Source organism: Alicycliphilus denitrificans K601 (genome assembly GCF_000204645.1).
Lineage (GTDB): Bacteria > Pseudomonadota > Gammaproteobacteria > Burkholderiales > Burkholderiaceae_C > Alicycliphilus > Alicycliphilus denitrificans.
The window spans coordinates 3,976,809-3,992,920 of sequence record NC_015422.1 but is presented as its reverse complement, the minus strand read 5'-3'; the positions used below and the strand labels follow the sequence as shown (position 1 = coordinate 3,992,920).

Genomic DNA, 16,112 nt, shown 5'->3' with positions numbered 1-16,112 from the left:
AGGAAACCCATGCAAGTTTCGTCCGTTCACGCCAACACCGCGCCTTCCACGCAGCCCCATGCCGCAGACGCGCCCGCCACCGACGCCTCGGGCGGCGTCTTCAGCCACTACCAGATCATCCGCCGCAACGGCGCCGTCGTCCCCTTCGAGCCGCAGAAGATCGCCGTGGCCATGATGAAGGCGTTTCTCGCCGTGCACGGCACGCAGGGCGCGGCGTCCGCCAGCGTGCGCGAGGTGGTGGACGAACTCACCCAGGCCGTGGTGCGCGCCCTGATGCGCTCGCGCCCGAGCGGCGGCACCTTCCACATCGAGGACGTGCAGGACCAGGTGGAACTGGGACTGATGCGCGGCAGCCACCACGAGGTGGCGCGCGCCTACGTGCTGTACCGCGAGCGCCGCGCGCAGGAGCGCGCGCAGAAGAAAGAGCAGCTGCTGCCCCAGATGCCGGCGCTGTACGTGCTGGACAAGGGCCAGCGCATCGAGCTCGATATCCTGCGCCTGCAGGCGCTCATCGAGTCTGCCTGCGCCAACCTGGGCTCAGACGTGCAGGCCGCGCCTATCGCCGCCGAGACCCTGCGCAACCTGTACGACGGCGTGCCCATGGACGAGGTCTACAAGGCCTCCATTCTTGCGGCCCGCACCCTGATCGAGAAGGACCCCGGCTACACCTATGCCACCGCACGCCTGCTGCTGCACACCATCGTGCGCGAGGTGCTGGGCCAGGACGTAGCGCCCGCCGGCATGGCGGCTGCCTATGCCGCCAACTTCCCGCAGTTCATCCGCAAGGGCGTGGACAACGAGCTGCTGGACCCGCGCCTGCTGGACTTCGACCTGCAGCGCCTGGGCCAGGCACTGAAGGCCGGGCGCGACCTGCAGTTCGACTACCTGGGCCTGCAGACGCTGTACGACCGCTACTTCCTGCACGTGAAAAAGACGCGCATCGAGCTGCCCCAGGCCTTCTTCATGCGCGTGGCCATGGGCCTGGCGCTACGGGAGGGCGACCCTAAAACGACGGGATCGGCGCGCGCCATCGAGTTCTACGAGCTGCTGTCCTCCTTCGACTTCATGAGCAGCACGCCCACGCTGTTCAACAGCGGCACGCTGCGCTCGCAGCTGTCCTCGTGCTACCTGACCACGGTGCCCGACGAGCTCGGCGGCATCTACGAGTCCATCAAGGAGAACGCGCTGCTGTCCAAGTTCGCCGGCGGCCTGGGCAACGACTGGACGCGCGTGCGCGCCCTCGGCGCGCGCATCAAGGGCACGAACGGCGAATCGCAGGGCGTGGTGCCCTTCCTCAAGGTGGTCAACGACACGGCCGTGGCCGTGAACCAGGGCGGCAAGCGCAAGGGCGCCGTGTGCGCCTACCTGGAGAGCTGGCACCTGGACGTCGAGGAGTTCCTGGAGCTGCGCAAGAACACCGGCGACGACCGGCGCCGCACGCACGACATGAACACGGCCAACTGGATCCCCGATCTGTTCATGAAGCGCGTGATGGACAAGGGCCAGTGGACGCTGTTCTCGCCCTCCGACGTACCCGACCTGCACGACCTGTACGGCCAGGCTTTCGAGCGCGCCTACACCGCCTACGAGGCCAAGGTGGACAGCGGCGAGCTGCAGCTCTTCAAGCGCGTGCCGGCCGTTGACCTGTGGCGCAAGATGCTCTCGATGCTGTTCGAGACCGGCCACCCCTGGATCACCTTCAAGGACCCCTGCAACATCCGCTCGCCGCAGCAGCACGTGGGCGTGGTGCACAGCTCCAACCTCTGCACCGAGATCACGCTCAACACCAGCGACACCGAGACGGCCGTGTGCAACCTGGGCTCGGTGAACCTCGCGCGCCACCTCAAGGACGGTGCCATCGACCACGACAAGCTGCGCAAGACCGTGAGCACGGCCATGCGCATGCTCGACAACGTCATCGACATCAACTACTACGCCGTGGACAAGGCGCGCGACTCCAACCTGCGCCACCGCCCCGTGGGCCTGGGCCTGATGGGGTTCCAAGACGCGCTGTACGAGCTGCGCATCCCCTACTCCAGCGACGCGGCCGTGACCTTCGCCGACGAGTCGATGGAAGCCATCTGCTACTACGCCTACTGGGCCTCGACCGAGCTTGCCAGGGAGCGCGGCACCTATTCGAGCTACGAAGGCTCGCTGTGGTCCAAGGGCATCCTGCCGCTTGACTCGCTGGAACTACTGGCCAAGGAACGCGGCGGCTACGTCGAGGTGGACCGCACCACGCGCCTGGACTGGGACGCCCTGCGCAGCAAGATCACGCAGGACGGCATGCGCAACTCCAACTGCATCGCCATCGCGCCCACGGCCACCATCTCCAACATCGTGGGCGTGGACGCTTCCATCGAGCCCTCGTTCGGCAACCTGTCGGTCAAGTCCAACCTGTCGGGCGAGTTCACCGTCATCAACCAGTACCTGGTGCGCGACCTGAAGAAGCTGGGCCTGTGGGACGACGTGATGCTCATGGACCTCAAGCACTTCAAGGGGTCGCTGCATGCGATCGACCGCGTGCCGCAGAACGTCAAGGCCCTGTACGCCACGGCCTTCGAGGTCGCACCCGCCTGGCTCGTGGAGGCCGCAGCGCGCCGCCAGAAATGGATAGACCAGGCCCAGAGCCTGAACATCTACATGGCCGGAGCCTCGGGCAAGAAGCTCGACGAGACATACAAGCTCGCCTGGGTGCGCGGCCTCAAAACCACCTACTACCTGCGCACGCAAAGCGCCACGCACGTGGAGATGAGCACCGTGAACACGCGCCAGCTCAACGCGGTTTCCGCGGGCACCGACTCGCAGTCCGGCGCGCTCAACGCTGCAGCCGCAGCAGCCCAGACGCAGGCAGGCGCATTGCCCGCCACCGACGTGAAGTTCTGCGCCATCGACGACCCATCCTGCGAGGCCTGCCAGTGAATTCGCCGCGCATGCGGGCGGGCGCGGGCCCATCCATCGCGTCCACCTGTGTGGTGAAGCAACAAATCACCGCCTGGCAACGCTTCAGTGCTTTTCATTTTGGAGCACTGCTCTCATAATCCAACCACGGGAAATCCTATGCTCACCTGGGACGACGAAGTCAAGCCCTCATCGCAAAAGCTCATGGACGGCAGCCGCGCAATCGGCCGCCCGGTCGAGCCGCCGCCGACGGCTCTCGATACCCCCGCGCTGCAGCCCGTCGAAAGCACCGCTGCGCGCACGCCGGCAGCCGCTCCCGCTGCCGCGCAACACCGCCGCGTGTCCGCGGTCGACAAGCGCATCATCAACGGCCAGACGGATGTGAATCAGCTGGTGCCGTTCAAATACAAGTGGGCCTGGGAGAAGTACCTGGCCACCTGCGCCAACCACTGGATGCCGCAGGAAATCAACATGACGCGCGACATCGCCCTGTGGAAGGACCCCAACGGCCTGACCGAAGACGAGCGCCGCATCGTCAAGCGCAACCTGGGTTTCTTCGTGACGGCCGACTCGCTCGCCGCGAACAACATCGTGCTGGGCACCTACCGCCACATCACGGCCCCCGAGTGCCGCCAGTTCCTGCTGCGCCAGGCCTTCGAGGAAGCGATCCACACGCACGCCTACCAGTACATCGTCGAGTCGCTGGGCCTCGACGAAGGCGAGATCTTCAACGCCTACAACGAAGTCGAGTCCATCCGCGCCAAGGACGAGTTCCTGATCCCTTTCATCGAAGCGATCATGGATCCGGCCTTCAAAACCGGCACGCCCGAGAACGACCAAACGCTGCTCAAGTCGCTGATCGTCTTCGCCTGCCTGATGGAGGGCCTGTTTTTCTACGTGGGCTTCACGCAGATCCTCGCCCTGGGCCGCCAGAACAAGATGACCGGCGCGGCCGAGCAGTACCAGTACATCCTGCGCGACGAGTCCATGCACTGCAACTTCGGCATCGACCTGATCAACCAGCTCAAGCTGGAGAATCCGCAGCTGTGGACGCCTGCGTTCAAGGACGAGATCAAGGGCCTTTTCCTCAAGGCCGTGGACCTCGAATACCGCTACGCCGAGGACACCATGCCGCGCGGCGTGCTGGGCATGAACGCCTCCATGTTCAAGGGCTACCTGCGCTACATCGCCAACCGCCGCGCCACGCAGATCGGGCTGGACGCGCTGTTCCCGAACGAAGAAAACCCCTTCCCCTGGATGAGCGAGATGATCGACCTGAAGAAGGAGCGCAACTTCTTCGAGACGCGCGTCATCGAGTACCAGACCGGCGGGGCACTGTCCTGGGATTGACTCTCGCTTGACCAGGCCATGATTTTTCAACCACGCTCCTCGCACCCAGCGCCGACCGGCGTTGCGGCCCTGGTGCGTCCCCGCATTCGTGGTGACGAGCATTGTGTCGTTGCCATGGATCGCTCCATGCCCAATGCAGGCACGGAGTGCTCTTTGCAAATCGACCCAAGGAGAAAATGATGGCAACTGCGAAGAAACCCGCTGCGAAGAAAGCAGCCCCTGCAAAGAAGGCTGCTCCTGCCAAGAAGGCGGCAGCACCTGCAAAGAAGGCCGTAGCGGCCAAGAAGGCAGCACCGGCCAAGAAGGCGGCTGCACCCGCGAAGAAGGCGGCACCGGCCAAGAAGGCCGTAGTGGCCAAGAAGGCAGCGCCGGCCAAGAAGGCCGCTGCACCCGCCAAGAAAGCGGCACCGGCCAAGAAGGCCGTAGTGGCCAAGAAGGCAGCGCCGGCCAAGAAGGCCGCTGCACCCGCCAAGAAAGCGGCACCGGCCAAGAAGGCCGTAGCGGCCAAGAAGGCAGCGCCAGCCAAGAAGGCTGCAGCGCCCGCGAAGAAGGCCACTCCGGCCAAGAAGGCTGCGGTGCCTGCCGCCAAGAAGGCCGCCGCGGCAAAGAAGGCCCCTGCCGCGAAGAAAGTCGCCCCCAAGGCCCCCGCCGCAGCGCCTGCGCCTGCCGCGCAAACCACGCTGAACCCCCAGGCTGCATGGCCCTTCCCCACAGGCGGCAAGCCGTAAAACCTGGCTTATCAGCAGCCACGACCCGGTGCTTTTGCACCGGGTTTTTTTATGGCCGCAGCCCAGCCGCGCTCCGCTCCTGTCAGTCCGGCGTGAAGTCCAAGGTGTAGTTCTGCGGGCCGCGCTGTGCGATCTTCAGCGCCCCCAGGCGGTTGCCCAGCTGCGCGCAGCGCACCAGGGGCCAGCCTTTTTCCAGGCCATGGAGCAGTCCGCCACGCCAGGCATCGCCGCAGCCCGTGGGATCGACCACCTGCGCGGGCTTGACCGGCGCCACCTCGGTCCGCGCGCCCTGCTCCCAGACCTCGCAACCCTCGGCGCCCAGCGTGACGACGAGCCCGCGCACCTGCCGGGACATCTCGGCCAGCGTCCAGCCCGTGCGGTCGCACAACATCTTGCCTTCATAGTCGTTCACGGCGATCCAGCTCGCCTGCTCTATGAAGCGGCGCAGCTCGTCGCCGTTGAACATGGGCAGCCCCTGCCCCGGGTCGAACACGAAGGGAATGCCCGCCGCCACGAACTCGGCGGCATGCTGCAGCATGGCCTCGCGCCCGTCGGGCGCAATGATGCCGACCTGCACGCCGGCGTCCTGCGGTATGCGGTTGCGGTTGCGGTGCGCCTGCATCATGGCCCCTGGGTGGAAGGCCGTGATCTGGTTGTTGTCGCGGTCGGTCATGATCATGGCCTGTGCGGTATAGGTGTCGCCGGCCTGGCCGATGAAGCGAGTATCTATGCCGAGCTGCTGCAGCCGGGCCAGGTATTCGCCGCCATCGGCGCCCAGCATGGCCATGGGCCTGGGATCGCCCCCAAGCAGCTTGAGGCCGTAGGCGATGTTGCCTGCGCAGCCGCCGAAGTCCCGGCGCAGCGTGGGCACGAGGAAGGACACGTTCAGGATGTGCAGCTGCTCGGGCAGTATCTGCTCGGCAAACCTCCCCTCGAAAGTCATGATGGTGTCGAATGCCAGGGAACCACAGATCAGCGCAGCCATAGGGTGAAAGCTTCGGATGGAAGGGTAAAAAGATTCAGGGATAGAAGGCCAGCAACCGGTAGCCGGCCACCTGGTCGGCGCCTTGTGCGACCTGCATGGACACCGTGGCGCTCCACGTGGACCCCGGCGCCAGCTCCGCGGGCGCCCCCAGGTCATTGCGCAGCAGCACGCGGCGCAAGACCGCCCGGTCCCGGACGTCGGTCAGCGTGAGTTCCAGCGCCGGCATGGCAACCGAGAGCGAGGAGATGTTCTTGAGGCTCATCTGCAGCTGATAGGCTGCGGCATCGTTGCGTTCCTTGAGGAAGGACGAGCTGTCGATGACCACGGAGGCAATGCGCTGCGGCGCCTGCAGCGTGCACTGCAGGGGTGCGCACAGTCTTTCCATCAAGGCATGCGCCGCCGGACTGCGCGCCGCGATGGCGTCGCGCTCCTGGACCACGACCTGCAAGCCCAACGCCAGGAGCAGCGCCAGGACCGCCACGGCCAATGCTCCACGCACCGCGGGCCTGCGCCAAAATGCGCTGCGCCGGGCGGCCGTCACGAATCCGGGCTCCGCCACGGGCGATGCCGCCGTCTCTTCCGGCGCATCGCTCTCATGGGCCGCGCCAGGCATGATCGCCGTCCCCTCCACCAGCACCGACTCCTGCTCCAGCGGCTGCAATGGCTCCAGCGGCTCGGATTCAGGCGGTGCGGCGGCCTGCGCTTCTTCATCAGGGGGTGGCTCGGCATCAAGCGTGTCCGGCGCGGGCTCCGCCTCCTGTTGATCATCGCCTTGCTCCGCTGCCTCTACCCCGGCATCGGGCTCCTGCGGCCAGGCGGAGTCGTCCACGGTGGCGCCCGGCAGTTCGTAGCCCTGGATCGCCGCCTCCGGCATGGCCTCGGGCTCTTCGGCCACGGCCTCGCGCCTGAGCAGCGATGACAGCGGAGCCACTTCCTCGCTCCCGCCGCTGGTCGTGACCGGCTTGTCCTGCGGCTGCGGCGCGTCGGCCGCGTGCCGGTCCGGCAGGCCTGGATCATCCAGCGGCATCTCCGGCAGCAGCTGGGCAGGCTCGGGCTGCAGCAGATGCTCGGACGCGTCGAACACCTCCTTGCACTGCCCGCAGCGCACCCATCCGTCGGAAATCCGCAGCTGGTCCGCGACCACCTTGAAGGTCGTTGCGCAGAAAGGGCAGCGGGTGATCTGGCTCATCGGCTGTGGATTGTAGGTGCCCGCCCGCGGCCCACGCGGGGCACGAACGCCGCTCAGCGGCGCGCGGTCATCAGGATCCAGCCGTCCTCGCTATCGGCCACCTGCAGGCTCAGCCACGGCGCATAGGCCTGCGTCAGTTCCTGGGCCTGGCGCTCCAGAATGCCCGCCAGCACCAGATGCCCCCCCTCCGCCACATGGGCACACAGCAGGGGCGCCAGGACCTTGAGCGGCGTGGCCAGAATGTTGGCAAGCACGGTCTGATACTGCCCCTGCGCCTGTTCCGGCAGGCCGGCGTTCAGGTACACACCATTGGCCAGCGCATTCTGGCGCGTGGCCTCCACGGCCGCGGGATCGATGTCCACGGCATCGATGTCCAAGGCGCCGAACTTGGCCGCGCCTATGGCCAGGATGCCCGAGCCGCAGCCGTAGTCGAGCACGCGGCCGAGCGCCTTGGCGCCGTTCTCGACGCCCTGGCGCGCAATCCAGCGCAGGCACATGCGCGTGGTGGGGTGGGTCCCGGTGCCGAACGCCAGCCCCGGGTCGAGGCGGATGCTGCGCCGCGCCGCGGCCGGCAGCTCGTGCCAGGTCGGCACGATCCAGAAGTCCGGCGTGATCTCCACCGGTTCGAACTGCGACTGGGTGAGGCGCACCCAGTCCTGTTCCTGCACAGTGGCAATACCCAGCACGCTGCAGCCTTCGAAGAAGTCCTGCGCCTGCAGCAGCCGCACGGCCTCGTCGGCCGCCTGCCGCGTGGGGAACAGCGCGGTGATGCGGCTGCGCTGCCAGCCTTCACGCGGCGCGGGCATGCCCGGCTCGCCGAACAGCGCCTGCTCGGCATCGGTTTGGGCATCGGCATCCTCGACCGACACGCTCAGCGCCTCGAGCGCATCGAACGCATCGCTCAGGGTCTCCACCCGGCCTTCAGGGCATAGCAGGCTCAGCTCAAACATGGGGGCACCTCGGTGTCGTGCTGTCAATGGAAAAAATGCTGGCATCCGTTACCGGATGCCAGCATCCCGGTGCCTTGCGCTACTCCGGCCCGTCAGCGCTTGCGCTGCGCCAGCCACTCTTCCAGGTAATGGATGTTGGTGCCGCCGGCGACGAAATTGGCGTCCACCAGCAGTTCGCGGTGCAGCGCTATGTTGGTGTTGATGCCCTCTATCACCGTCTCGGAGAGCGCCGTGCGCATGCGCGCCAGCGCCTGCTCGCGCGTGTCGCCATGCACGATGATCTTGCCGATCATGGAGTCGTAGTTCGGCGGCACGTAGTAGTTCGTGTAGGCGTGGGAGTCCACGCGCACGCCCGGGCCGCCCGGCGCATGCCACATGGTGATGCGGCCTGGCGAGGGGATGAACTTGTAGGGGTCCTCGGCATTCACGCGGCATTCGATGGCGTGGCCGTGGATCTGGATCTGGCGCTGGGTGAACGGCAACTTCTCGCCCGCGGCCACCATGATCTGCGTGCGCACGATGTCCACGCCCGTGATCCATTCGGTGACCGGGTGCTCCACCTGCACGCGGGTGTTCATCTCGATGAAGTAGAACTCGCCGTTCTCGTACAGGAACTCGAACGTGCCGGCGCCGCGGTAGCCGATCTTCTTGCAGGCGGCGACACAGCGCTCGCCGATCTTCTCGATGAGCTTGCGCGGGATGCCCGGCGCAGGCGCCTCCTCGATCACCTTCTGGTGGCGCCGCTGCATGGAGCAGTCGCGCTCGCCCAGGTAGACGGCGTTGCGGTACTTGTCGGCCAGGACCTGGATCTCGATGTGGCGCGGGTTCTGGAGGAATTTCTCCATATACACGGCCGGGTTGCCGAAGGCGGCCTGGGCCTCGGCCTTGGTCATCTGCACGGCGTTGACGAGGGCGGCCTCGGTGTGAACCACGCGCATGCCGCGCCCGCCGCCGCCGCCGGCGGCCTTGATGATGACGGGGTAGCCGATGGTCTTGGCGATGCGGCGGATCTGCACCGGGTCGTCGGGCAGCTCGCCGTCGGAGCCCGGCACGCAGGGCACGCCGGCGCGGATCATGGCCTGCTTGGCGGACACCTTGTCGCCCATCATGCGGATGGACTCGGGCGTGGGGCCTATGAACTGGAAGCCGCTCTTTTCCACGCGCTCGGCGAAGTCGGCGTTCTCGGACAGGAAGCCGTAGCCCGGGTGGATGGCCTCGGCGTCGGTGACCTCGGCCGCCGAGATGATGGCCGGCATGTTGAGGTACGACAGGGGCGACGGCGCCGGGCCGATGCACACGGCCTCTTCGGCCAGCTTGACGTACTTGGCGTCGCGGTCGGCCTCGGAATAGACCATCACCGCCTTGATGCCCAGTTCGTGGCAGGCGCGCTGGATCCGCAGGGCTATCTCCCCTCGGTTCGCAACCAGAATTTTCTTAAACATGAGCGCGGGCCCGCTTCATTCGATCACGAACAGCGGTTGGCCGTATTCGACGGCCTGGCCGTTCTCGCCAAGGATGCGCGTGACGGTGCCCGACTTGTCGGCCTCGATTTCGTTCAGGATCTTCATGGCCTCGATGATGCAGATCGTCTCGCCCTCCTTGACCTGGCTGCCCACCTCGACGAAGGGCTTGGCGCCGGGGCTGGACGCGCGGTAGAACGTGCCCACCATGGGCGACTTGACGACATGCCCTGTGGGCGCGGCGGCGGCCGGCGCGGGCAGTTCGGCCACGGGGGCGGCGGCCGCGGGCGCCGCGGCGGCAGGGGCGGCCTGAACGGGAGCGGCGACAAACTGCTGCACGACGGCTCCGCTGCTCTTGACGATGCGGACCTTGCCCTCGGCTTCGGTGATCTCGAGTTCGGAAACATTCGACTCGGAGACCAGATCGATGAGGGTCTTGAGTTTTCGCAAATCCATGGGAGCTCCAACGGCTAGAAACGGAATGGGGGGCGAATTTACCTTAATTTCAGACTATTTCGCCGAAACGAGCCCAAAAAGCCACCATCTCCATTAAGGAGACGCAATCTCTACAGACTCTTGGACCAGTTCTGCAGGTCCTGCGCCGTTAACTGCCCTATTTTACGCTTCGAAATGCTGCCATCTGCGGCAAACATCACCGTAAACGGCAACCCGCCCTTGTCATTGCCCAGGCTGCGCGACAACTCGGTGCCGCCCAGTCCCCCTAATGCGACGGGAAAGTCCAGCGGCACGCGCTGCAGGAATTTCTGCACGTTGGCGGGCTGGTCGATCGCCAGTCCGAGCACTTGCCAGCCTTTTGCGCGGTGCTCGCCATAGAAGGCGTTCAGCAAGGGAAGTTCCTGCACGCAGGGCGGGCACCAGGTGGCCCAGAAGTTCAGCAGCAGGGGACGGCCGCGCATGGAGGCCATGCGCAGCGGCTGGCCGCCCAGGTCCTCGAAGCTCGCATCCCACAGGGTCTCGTGCGCACCCTCTTTCACCGCCCCGGGCCGCAGGCGCCAGGCGGCCAGGCCCGCGCCGCCGAGGCCGGCCACGGCGCCCACGCCCAGCAGAAGCCAGCGGCGGCGCGCGGCGCTGGCGCTGGCCTGCGAAGTTTCGGGGGTCGGGTTTTCGGATGGATGGTTCATGGGATGGGGACGGAAGAAGAAGGCATGGGCTGCAGCAGGCGGCGCACGGCGCCCATGTCGCCGCGCGGCGCGCGGCCGCGCGAATCCAGGCGCAGGGCGCCACGCAAGTCGTCCAGGTCGTAGATCAGCAGGTGCACGCCGATCTCCTCGTTCAGCGCGGCAGAGCGGCAGCTCATGCTCAGCACGTCGATCAGCTCGCCGCGCAGGCCGGTCATGCTGCCCGGCTCGTAGTCCACATGGTGGTCTATGAGGGCGATCTCGGCGGACTTGGGGTCGTCGCAGAACAGCGCGATATAGATGTCCGACAGGCGCGTGGCCGTGCCGTGCCAGACGGCGCCGCCCAGATAGGGGCGGAACGCCTGCATGCGCTGCATCCACACCAGCGCCAGCTCGCGCAACGCGCGCAGCTCCAGCGGCTGGGTGTCGGCGCAGAACAAGCCGATGTACTCGCGCACCGCATCCTCGACGAGGTCGTTGTCGGGCAGAGGCGTGCGTGCCGGCAGGCCCAGTTGCCTGACGGCACGGCGCTTGGCCGGCCCCCACTCCAGCCCCTCCTCGACCACCAGGCGGGCTGCGGCATTGGCGATTTCGGTGGCGAGGGCGTTTTCCATGGCGGCGGCGATCCCGGACATATGCCGCGCATTGTGACCCCAACCGAGTGGCCCCGGCCGCCGCATGGCGCTGCCCGGGGAAACCGGGCGCGATTGGTTCATAGAATCGGTGCCCATGCATATACACATACTGGGCATTTGCGGCACCTTCATGGGCGGCCTGGCCGCCCTGGCCCGTGAGGCCGGCCACCGCGTCACGGGCTGCGACGCCGGCGTCTACCCGCCTATGAGCGACCAGTTGCGCGCCCTGGGCATAGATCTCATCGAGGGCTATGGCGCCGAGCAGCTGGCGCTCGAACCCGACATGTTCGTGGTCGGCAACGTGGTCAGCCGCGCCCGACTGCCCGATGGGAGCCCGAAATTCCCGCTCATGGAGGCCATCCTCGACGCCGGCGCGCCCTACACCAGCGGGCCGCAGTGGCTGGCCGAGCAGGTGCTGGCCGGCCGCCACGTGCTGGCCGTGGCCGGCACGCACGGCAAAACCACCACCACCTCGATGCTGGCCTGGATCCTGGAGTGCGCAGGCTTGGCGCCGGGCTTCCTGGTGGGCGGCGTGCCGATGAACTTCGGCATCTCGGCCCGCCTGGGGGCTCTGGCGGCGGGGCAGGCGCGGCCGCTGTTCGTCATCGAGGCCGACGAGTACGACACCGCGTTCTTCGACAAGCGCAGCAAGTTCGTGCACTACCGCCCGCGCACGGCCGTGCTGAACAACCTGGAGTTCGACCACGCCGACATCTTCGACGACCTGGGCCAGATCGAGCGCCAGTTCCACCACCTGGTGCGCACCGTGCCGCCCTCGGGCCGCGTGGTCGTCAACGGGCTGGAGGAGAGCCTGGCGCGCGTGCTGCATGCGGGCTGCTGGAGCGGCGTGGCGAGCTTCGGCGCCGCGGTGAGCGACTTCTGCGCGCGCGGCGAACCGCACGACTTCGAGGTGCTGCAGCGCGGCCAGGCGGTGGCCCGCGTGCAATGGGCGTTGACGGGCGTGCACAACCAGCTCAACGCCCTGGCCGCCATCGCCGCCGCGGAGCACGTAGGCGTGGCGCCCGCGCAGGCGGCCCAGGCGCTGGCGCGGTTCGAGAACGTGCGCCGCCGCATGGAGCTGCGCGGCACGGCGCGCGGCATCAGCGTGTACGACGATTTCGCACACCACCCCACGGCGCTGCGCACCACGCTGGACGGCCTGCGCCGGCGCGTGGGCGGCGAGGCGCGCATCCTCGCCGTGTTCGAGCCGCGCAGCAACACCATGAAGCTGGGCACGATGAAGTCGCAGCTGCCCTGGGCCCTGGAGCAGGCCGACCTGGCCTTCTGCCACACGGCAGGGCTGGACTGGGACGCGGCCGAGGCGCTCGCCCCCATGGGCGCGCGGGCACGTACGGCGGCGGACATCCCCACGCTCGTCGCGCAGGTGTCCACGGCGGCGCAGCCGGGCGACCACATCCTCTGCATGAGCAACGGCAGCTTTGGCGGTGTGCACGCCAAGCTGCTCGAAGAACTATCGAAAAAATAGCTATCAGCGCTTGATTGGCAAGCGCTGGAGGCCATTTTTATTGGAATTCAGAAGGTGACGGCCATCGCCTGCACGTCCACGCGCACCATGGGCCGGGCCAGCGCGGCCACGGCGGCACGCGCGAACTGAGCCGACCAGGCGGGGTCGGCCAGCAGCCGGGCACCCGCGGCGCTGGCGACGGTGAGCACCTTGTCGGCCAGCAGCACCTTGCCGCTGGCGCGCAGGGGCTCGCACTCCAGGCGCATGAATTCGTCGTCGAGCCAGCGGCGGGCCTCCTCATGCGTGAGGGGCTGTGCGTCCTGTGTGGACAGATGGAATTCCTGCCCAGGTGACAGGGTGACCAGTACTTCGCCGTGCATGTATTGCCTCGCCTTGAGATGGTTGAGCGCGGCGCCGGTTGGCGCCGCGCTCCGAGCTTACACCGGCCCGGGGTACGCAGAACCCCTAGCGCGCGCGGCGCGCCTGCACGGCGGACGCCAGCTCGGCCAGGCAAGCGACGGAGTCGTCCCAGCCCAGGCAGGCGTCGGTGATGCTCTTGCCGTATTCCAGCGCTGCGGGATCGTCCTTGCCCGGCGTGAATTTCTGCGCCCCGGGCTGCAGGTGGCCCTCGATCATGACGCCGAACACGCTGCGCGAGCCGCCCGCGATCTGCGCCGCGATGTCGCGCGCCACGTCGCGCTGGCGCTCATGCTGCTTGCTGCTGTTGGCGTGGCTGCAGTCCACCATCAGCGTGGCGGGCAGGCCGGCCTTTTCCAGGTCGGCGCAGGCGGCGGCCACGCTGGCCGCGTCGTAGTTGGGCGCCTTGCCGCCGCGCAGGATCACGTGGCAGTCCTTGTTGCCGGACGTGCGCACGATGGCCACCTGGCCGTTCTTGTGCACCGACAGGAAGTGGTGGCCGCGGCTGGCGGACTGGATGGCGTCGGTGGCGATGCGGATGTTGCCGTCCGTGCCGTTCTTGAAGCCGATCGGTGCCGAGATCCCCGAGGCCAGCTCGCGGTGCACCTGGCTCTCGGTGGTGCGCGCGCCGATCGCGCCCCAGCTGATCAGGTCGCCGATGTACTGCGGGCTGATCACGTCCAGGAACTCGCTGGCCGCCGGCACGCCCAGGCGGTTGATGTCGATGAGCAGCTGGCGCGCGATGCGCAGGCCCTCGTCGATGCGGTAGCTGCCGTCCAGATAGGGATCGTTGATCAGGCCCTTCCAGCCCACGGTGGTGCGAGGCTTCTCGAAGTACACGCGCATCACCACTTCCAGCTGGTCCTTGTACTGCTCGCGCACCACCTTGAGCCTTTGCGCGTATTCGAGCGCCGCCACGGGGTTGTGGATGGAACAGGGGCCGATGATGACCAGCAGGCGGTCATCCTCGCCGTTCATGATGCGCTGGATGCTGCGGCGCGTGCTGGAGATCAGCGATTCGACCTCGGTCCCGCGGATGGGGAAGAAGCGAATCAGGTGTTCGGGAGGGGGGAGCACGGTGATGTCCTCGATGCGTTGGTCGTCGGTCTGGCTGGTCTTGTCGACGTTGCGGTACCAGGCATCGCTGCTGGAGACGGTGGCGGTCATGGGGCGTCCTAGGAGGGTGGGTGAAGGTCGAAAAACAAAAAACCGCCGAGCTTTTCAGCATCGGCGGTTCTTTGGAGAAGGGACTCAGTCAGGGTGCGCGTCTACCTCTCTCATCCGCCAAGGACAGAGAACCAAAAGTAAAAATAGAACGCGCTGCGAACTGGCATACGCGCCAATGTAGCACGATTTGCCGCAGTGCAATATAGGGAAATCGTTGCCATGGCGCTACACAGCCCGTGGTTCAAGCCGTGCCGCCCACGGTGATGCCGTCGATGCGCAGCGTCGGCTGACCCACGCCCACGGGCACGCTCTGGCCTTCCTTGCCGCAGGTGCCCACTCCGCTGTCGAGCGCCATGTCGTTGCCGATCATGCTCACCTTCTTGAGCGACTCGGGGCCGCTGCCGACTATTGTTGCGCCCTTGACGGGGTAGAGGATCTTGCCGCCCTCCACCCAGTAGGCCTCGCTGGCCGAAAACACGAACTTGCCGCTCGTGATGTCCACCTGCCCGCCGCCGAAGTTGGTGGCGTACAGGCCCCGCTTGATGGAGGCGACGATTTCCTGCGGGTCCTTGTCGCCGCCGAGCATGTAGGTGTTGGTCATGCGCGGCATGGGGATGTGGGCGTAGCTCTCGCGCCGGCCGTTGCCGGTGGGCGCCACCTTCATCAGGCGCGCGTTCATCGCGTCCTGGATGTAGCCCTTGAGGATGCCGTCCTCGATGAGCACGTTGCGCTGCGTGGCGTGGCCCTCGTCGTCCACGTTGAGCGAGCCGCGGCGGTCGGCGAGGGTGCCGTCGTCGAGCACCGTCACGCCCTTGGCGGCCACGCGCTGGCCTATGCGGCCGCTGAAGGCGCTCGATCCCTTGCGGTTGAAGTCGCCCTCCAGCCCATGGCCCACGGCCTCGTGCAGCAGCACGCCGGGCCAGCCCGGGCCCAGCACCACGGTCATCTCGCCGGCCGGCGCGGGGCGCGACTCCAGGTTCACCAGGGCCGCGTTCACGGCCTCGTCCACGTACTGCGCGATCTGCTCGTCGCTGAAGTAGGCCAGGCCGAAGCGCCCGCCGCCGCCGGACGAGCCCACCTCGCGCCGGCCGCCCTGCTCGGCGATCACGGTGACCGACATGCGCACCAGCGGGCGCACGTCGGCCGCGAGCGTGCCGTCGGCGCGCGCCACGAGGACCACGTCGTACTCGCTGGCCAGGCCCGCCATGACCTGCGCCACGCGTGGATCCTTGGCGCGGGCACGCTGCTCGGCGCGCTCCAGCAGCTGCACCTTGGCCGTGCTGTCCATGGAGGCGATGGGGTCGATGTGGGGGTAGAGCGAACGGCTTTTCGCTATTTTTTTAGAAGCTACCCGCGCCCGCCCGCTCTGCGCTGTGGCCGAAATCGACCGCACGGTGCGGGCGGCGTCGAGCAGCGACGCCTCGGAGATGTCGTCGGAGTAGGCGAAGGCGGTCTTCTCGCCGCTGACGGCGCGCACGCCCACGCCCTGGTCGATGCTGAAGGAGCCGGTCTTGACGATGCCCTCCTCCAGGCTCCAGCCCTCGCTGCGCGTGTACTGGAAGTACAGGTCGGCGTCATCGACCTGGTGCGCGCGGATCTCCGCCAGGGCGCGGTAGAGGTGGGATTCGTCCAGGCCGAAGGGGGCGAGCAGCAGCTCGCGGGCCACGGCCAAGCGTTCGATGGTGGGTTCGCGGGAGATCATGCGGCGATTGTAGGCAGGCGCCGC

At 67.2% G+C, this 16,112-nt stretch carries 14 protein-coding genes; 4 read left to right on the top strand and 10 right to left on the bottom strand.

The window, feature by feature from the left end:
* Positions 1-9: 9 nt before the first annotated feature.
* The 3 genes from ALIDE2_RS19020 to ALIDE2_RS19010 all read left to right on the top strand — a co-directional run bounded on the left by ALIDE2_RS19020 (position 10) and on the right by ALIDE2_RS19010 (position 4,979).
* Positions 10-2,922 (top strand): ribonucleoside-diphosphate reductase subunit alpha, encoded by a 2,913-nt coding sequence (locus ALIDE2_RS19020; protein WP_013520458.1) that lies wholly within the window; start codon positions 10-12, stop codon positions 2,920-2,922.
* Between the two features lie 138 nt (positions 2,923-3,060).
* On the top strand, positions 3,061-4,251 hold the full coding sequence (locus ALIDE2_RS19015) for a ribonucleotide-diphosphate reductase subunit beta (protein WP_013520459.1): 1,191 nt from the start codon (positions 3,061-3,063) through the stop codon (positions 4,249-4,251).
* Between the two features lie 179 nt (positions 4,252-4,430).
* Positions 4,431-4,979 carry a hypothetical protein gene (locus ALIDE2_RS19010; protein ID WP_013722918.1) on the top strand — a complete coding sequence of 183 codons (549 nt, stop codon included), beginning with the start codon at positions 4,431-4,433 and terminating at the stop codon, positions 4,977-4,979.
* 82 nt (positions 4,980-5,061) lie between these two features.
* On the opposite strand, the gene ALIDE2_RS19005 is transcribed toward ALIDE2_RS19010, so the two are convergent.
* The 7 genes from ALIDE2_RS19005 to ALIDE2_RS18975 all read right to left on the bottom strand — a co-directional run bounded on the left by ALIDE2_RS19005 (position 5,062) and on the right by ALIDE2_RS18975 (position 11,316).
* Positions 5,062-5,964 (bottom strand): carbohydrate kinase family protein, encoded by a 903-nt coding sequence (locus ALIDE2_RS19005; RefSeq protein WP_013722917.1) that lies wholly within the window; start codon positions 5,962-5,964, stop codon positions 5,062-5,064.
* 34 nt (positions 5,965-5,998) lie between these two features.
* On the bottom strand, positions 5,999-7,153 hold the full coding sequence (locus ALIDE2_RS19000; RefSeq protein WP_013520462.1) for a zinc-ribbon and DUF3426 domain-containing protein: 1,155 nt from the start codon (positions 7,151-7,153) through the stop codon (positions 5,999-6,001).
* Positions 7,154-7,206: 53 nt separating this feature from the next.
* Positions 7,207-8,103 (bottom strand): 50S ribosomal protein L11 methyltransferase, encoded by an 897-nt coding sequence (prmA, locus tag ALIDE2_RS18995; protein ID WP_013722916.1) that lies wholly within the window; start codon positions 8,101-8,103, stop codon positions 7,207-7,209.
* A gap of 92 nt (positions 8,104-8,195) precedes the next feature.
* On the bottom strand, positions 8,196-9,545 hold the full coding sequence (accC, locus tag ALIDE2_RS18990; RefSeq protein WP_013520464.1) for an acetyl-CoA carboxylase biotin carboxylase subunit: 1,350 nt from the start codon (positions 9,543-9,545) through the stop codon (positions 8,196-8,198).
* 15 nt (positions 9,546-9,560) lie between these two features.
* Positions 9,561-10,019, bottom strand: coding sequence for an acetyl-CoA carboxylase biotin carboxyl carrier protein (gene accB, locus ALIDE2_RS18985; RefSeq protein WP_013520465.1), 459 nt, complete (start codon positions 10,017-10,019; stop codon positions 9,561-9,563).
* Between the two features lie 110 nt (positions 10,020-10,129).
* Positions 10,130-10,705 (bottom strand): TlpA disulfide reductase family protein, encoded by a 576-nt coding sequence (locus ALIDE2_RS18980; protein ID WP_013520466.1) that lies wholly within the window; start codon positions 10,703-10,705, stop codon positions 10,130-10,132.
* The gene (locus tag ALIDE2_RS18975) at positions 10,702-11,316 is read right to left on the bottom strand and encodes a hypothetical protein (protein ID WP_013520467.1); all 615 of its coding nucleotides are present in this window, start codon (positions 11,314-11,316) and stop codon (positions 10,702-10,704) included. Before ALIDE2_RS18975 ends, ALIDE2_RS18980 begins: the two co-directional genes overlap by 4 nt.
* A gap of 115 nt (positions 11,317-11,431) precedes the next feature.
* On the opposite strand from ALIDE2_RS18975, the gene mpl reads away from it, so the two are divergent.
* Positions 11,432-12,823, top strand: coding sequence for a UDP-N-acetylmuramate:L-alanyl-gamma-D-glutamyl-meso-diaminopimelate ligase (gene mpl / locus ALIDE2_RS18970; RefSeq protein ID WP_013520468.1), 1,392 nt, complete (start codon positions 11,432-11,434; stop codon positions 12,821-12,823).
* 47 nt (positions 12,824-12,870) lie between these two features.
* Here mpl and ALIDE2_RS18965 read toward each other — a convergent pair whose 3' ends face one another.
* From ALIDE2_RS18965 to tldD, 3 genes are all read right to left on the bottom strand, one after another.
* Positions 12,871-13,182, bottom strand: coding sequence for a hypothetical protein (locus tag ALIDE2_RS18965; RefSeq protein ID WP_013520469.1), 312 nt, complete (start codon positions 13,180-13,182; stop codon positions 12,871-12,873).
* Between the two features lie 85 nt (positions 13,183-13,267).
* Entirely contained in the window at positions 13,268-14,386 is a 1,119-nt protein-coding gene (locus ALIDE2_RS18960; RefSeq protein WP_013722913.1) for a 3-deoxy-7-phosphoheptulonate synthase, read from the bottom strand.
* Positions 14,387-14,627: 241 nt separating this feature from the next.
* Positions 14,628-16,088, bottom strand: coding sequence for a metalloprotease TldD (tldD, locus tag ALIDE2_RS18955; protein ID WP_013722912.1), 1,461 nt, complete (start codon positions 16,086-16,088; stop codon positions 14,628-14,630).
* Positions 16,089-16,112: the final 24 nt, after the last annotated feature.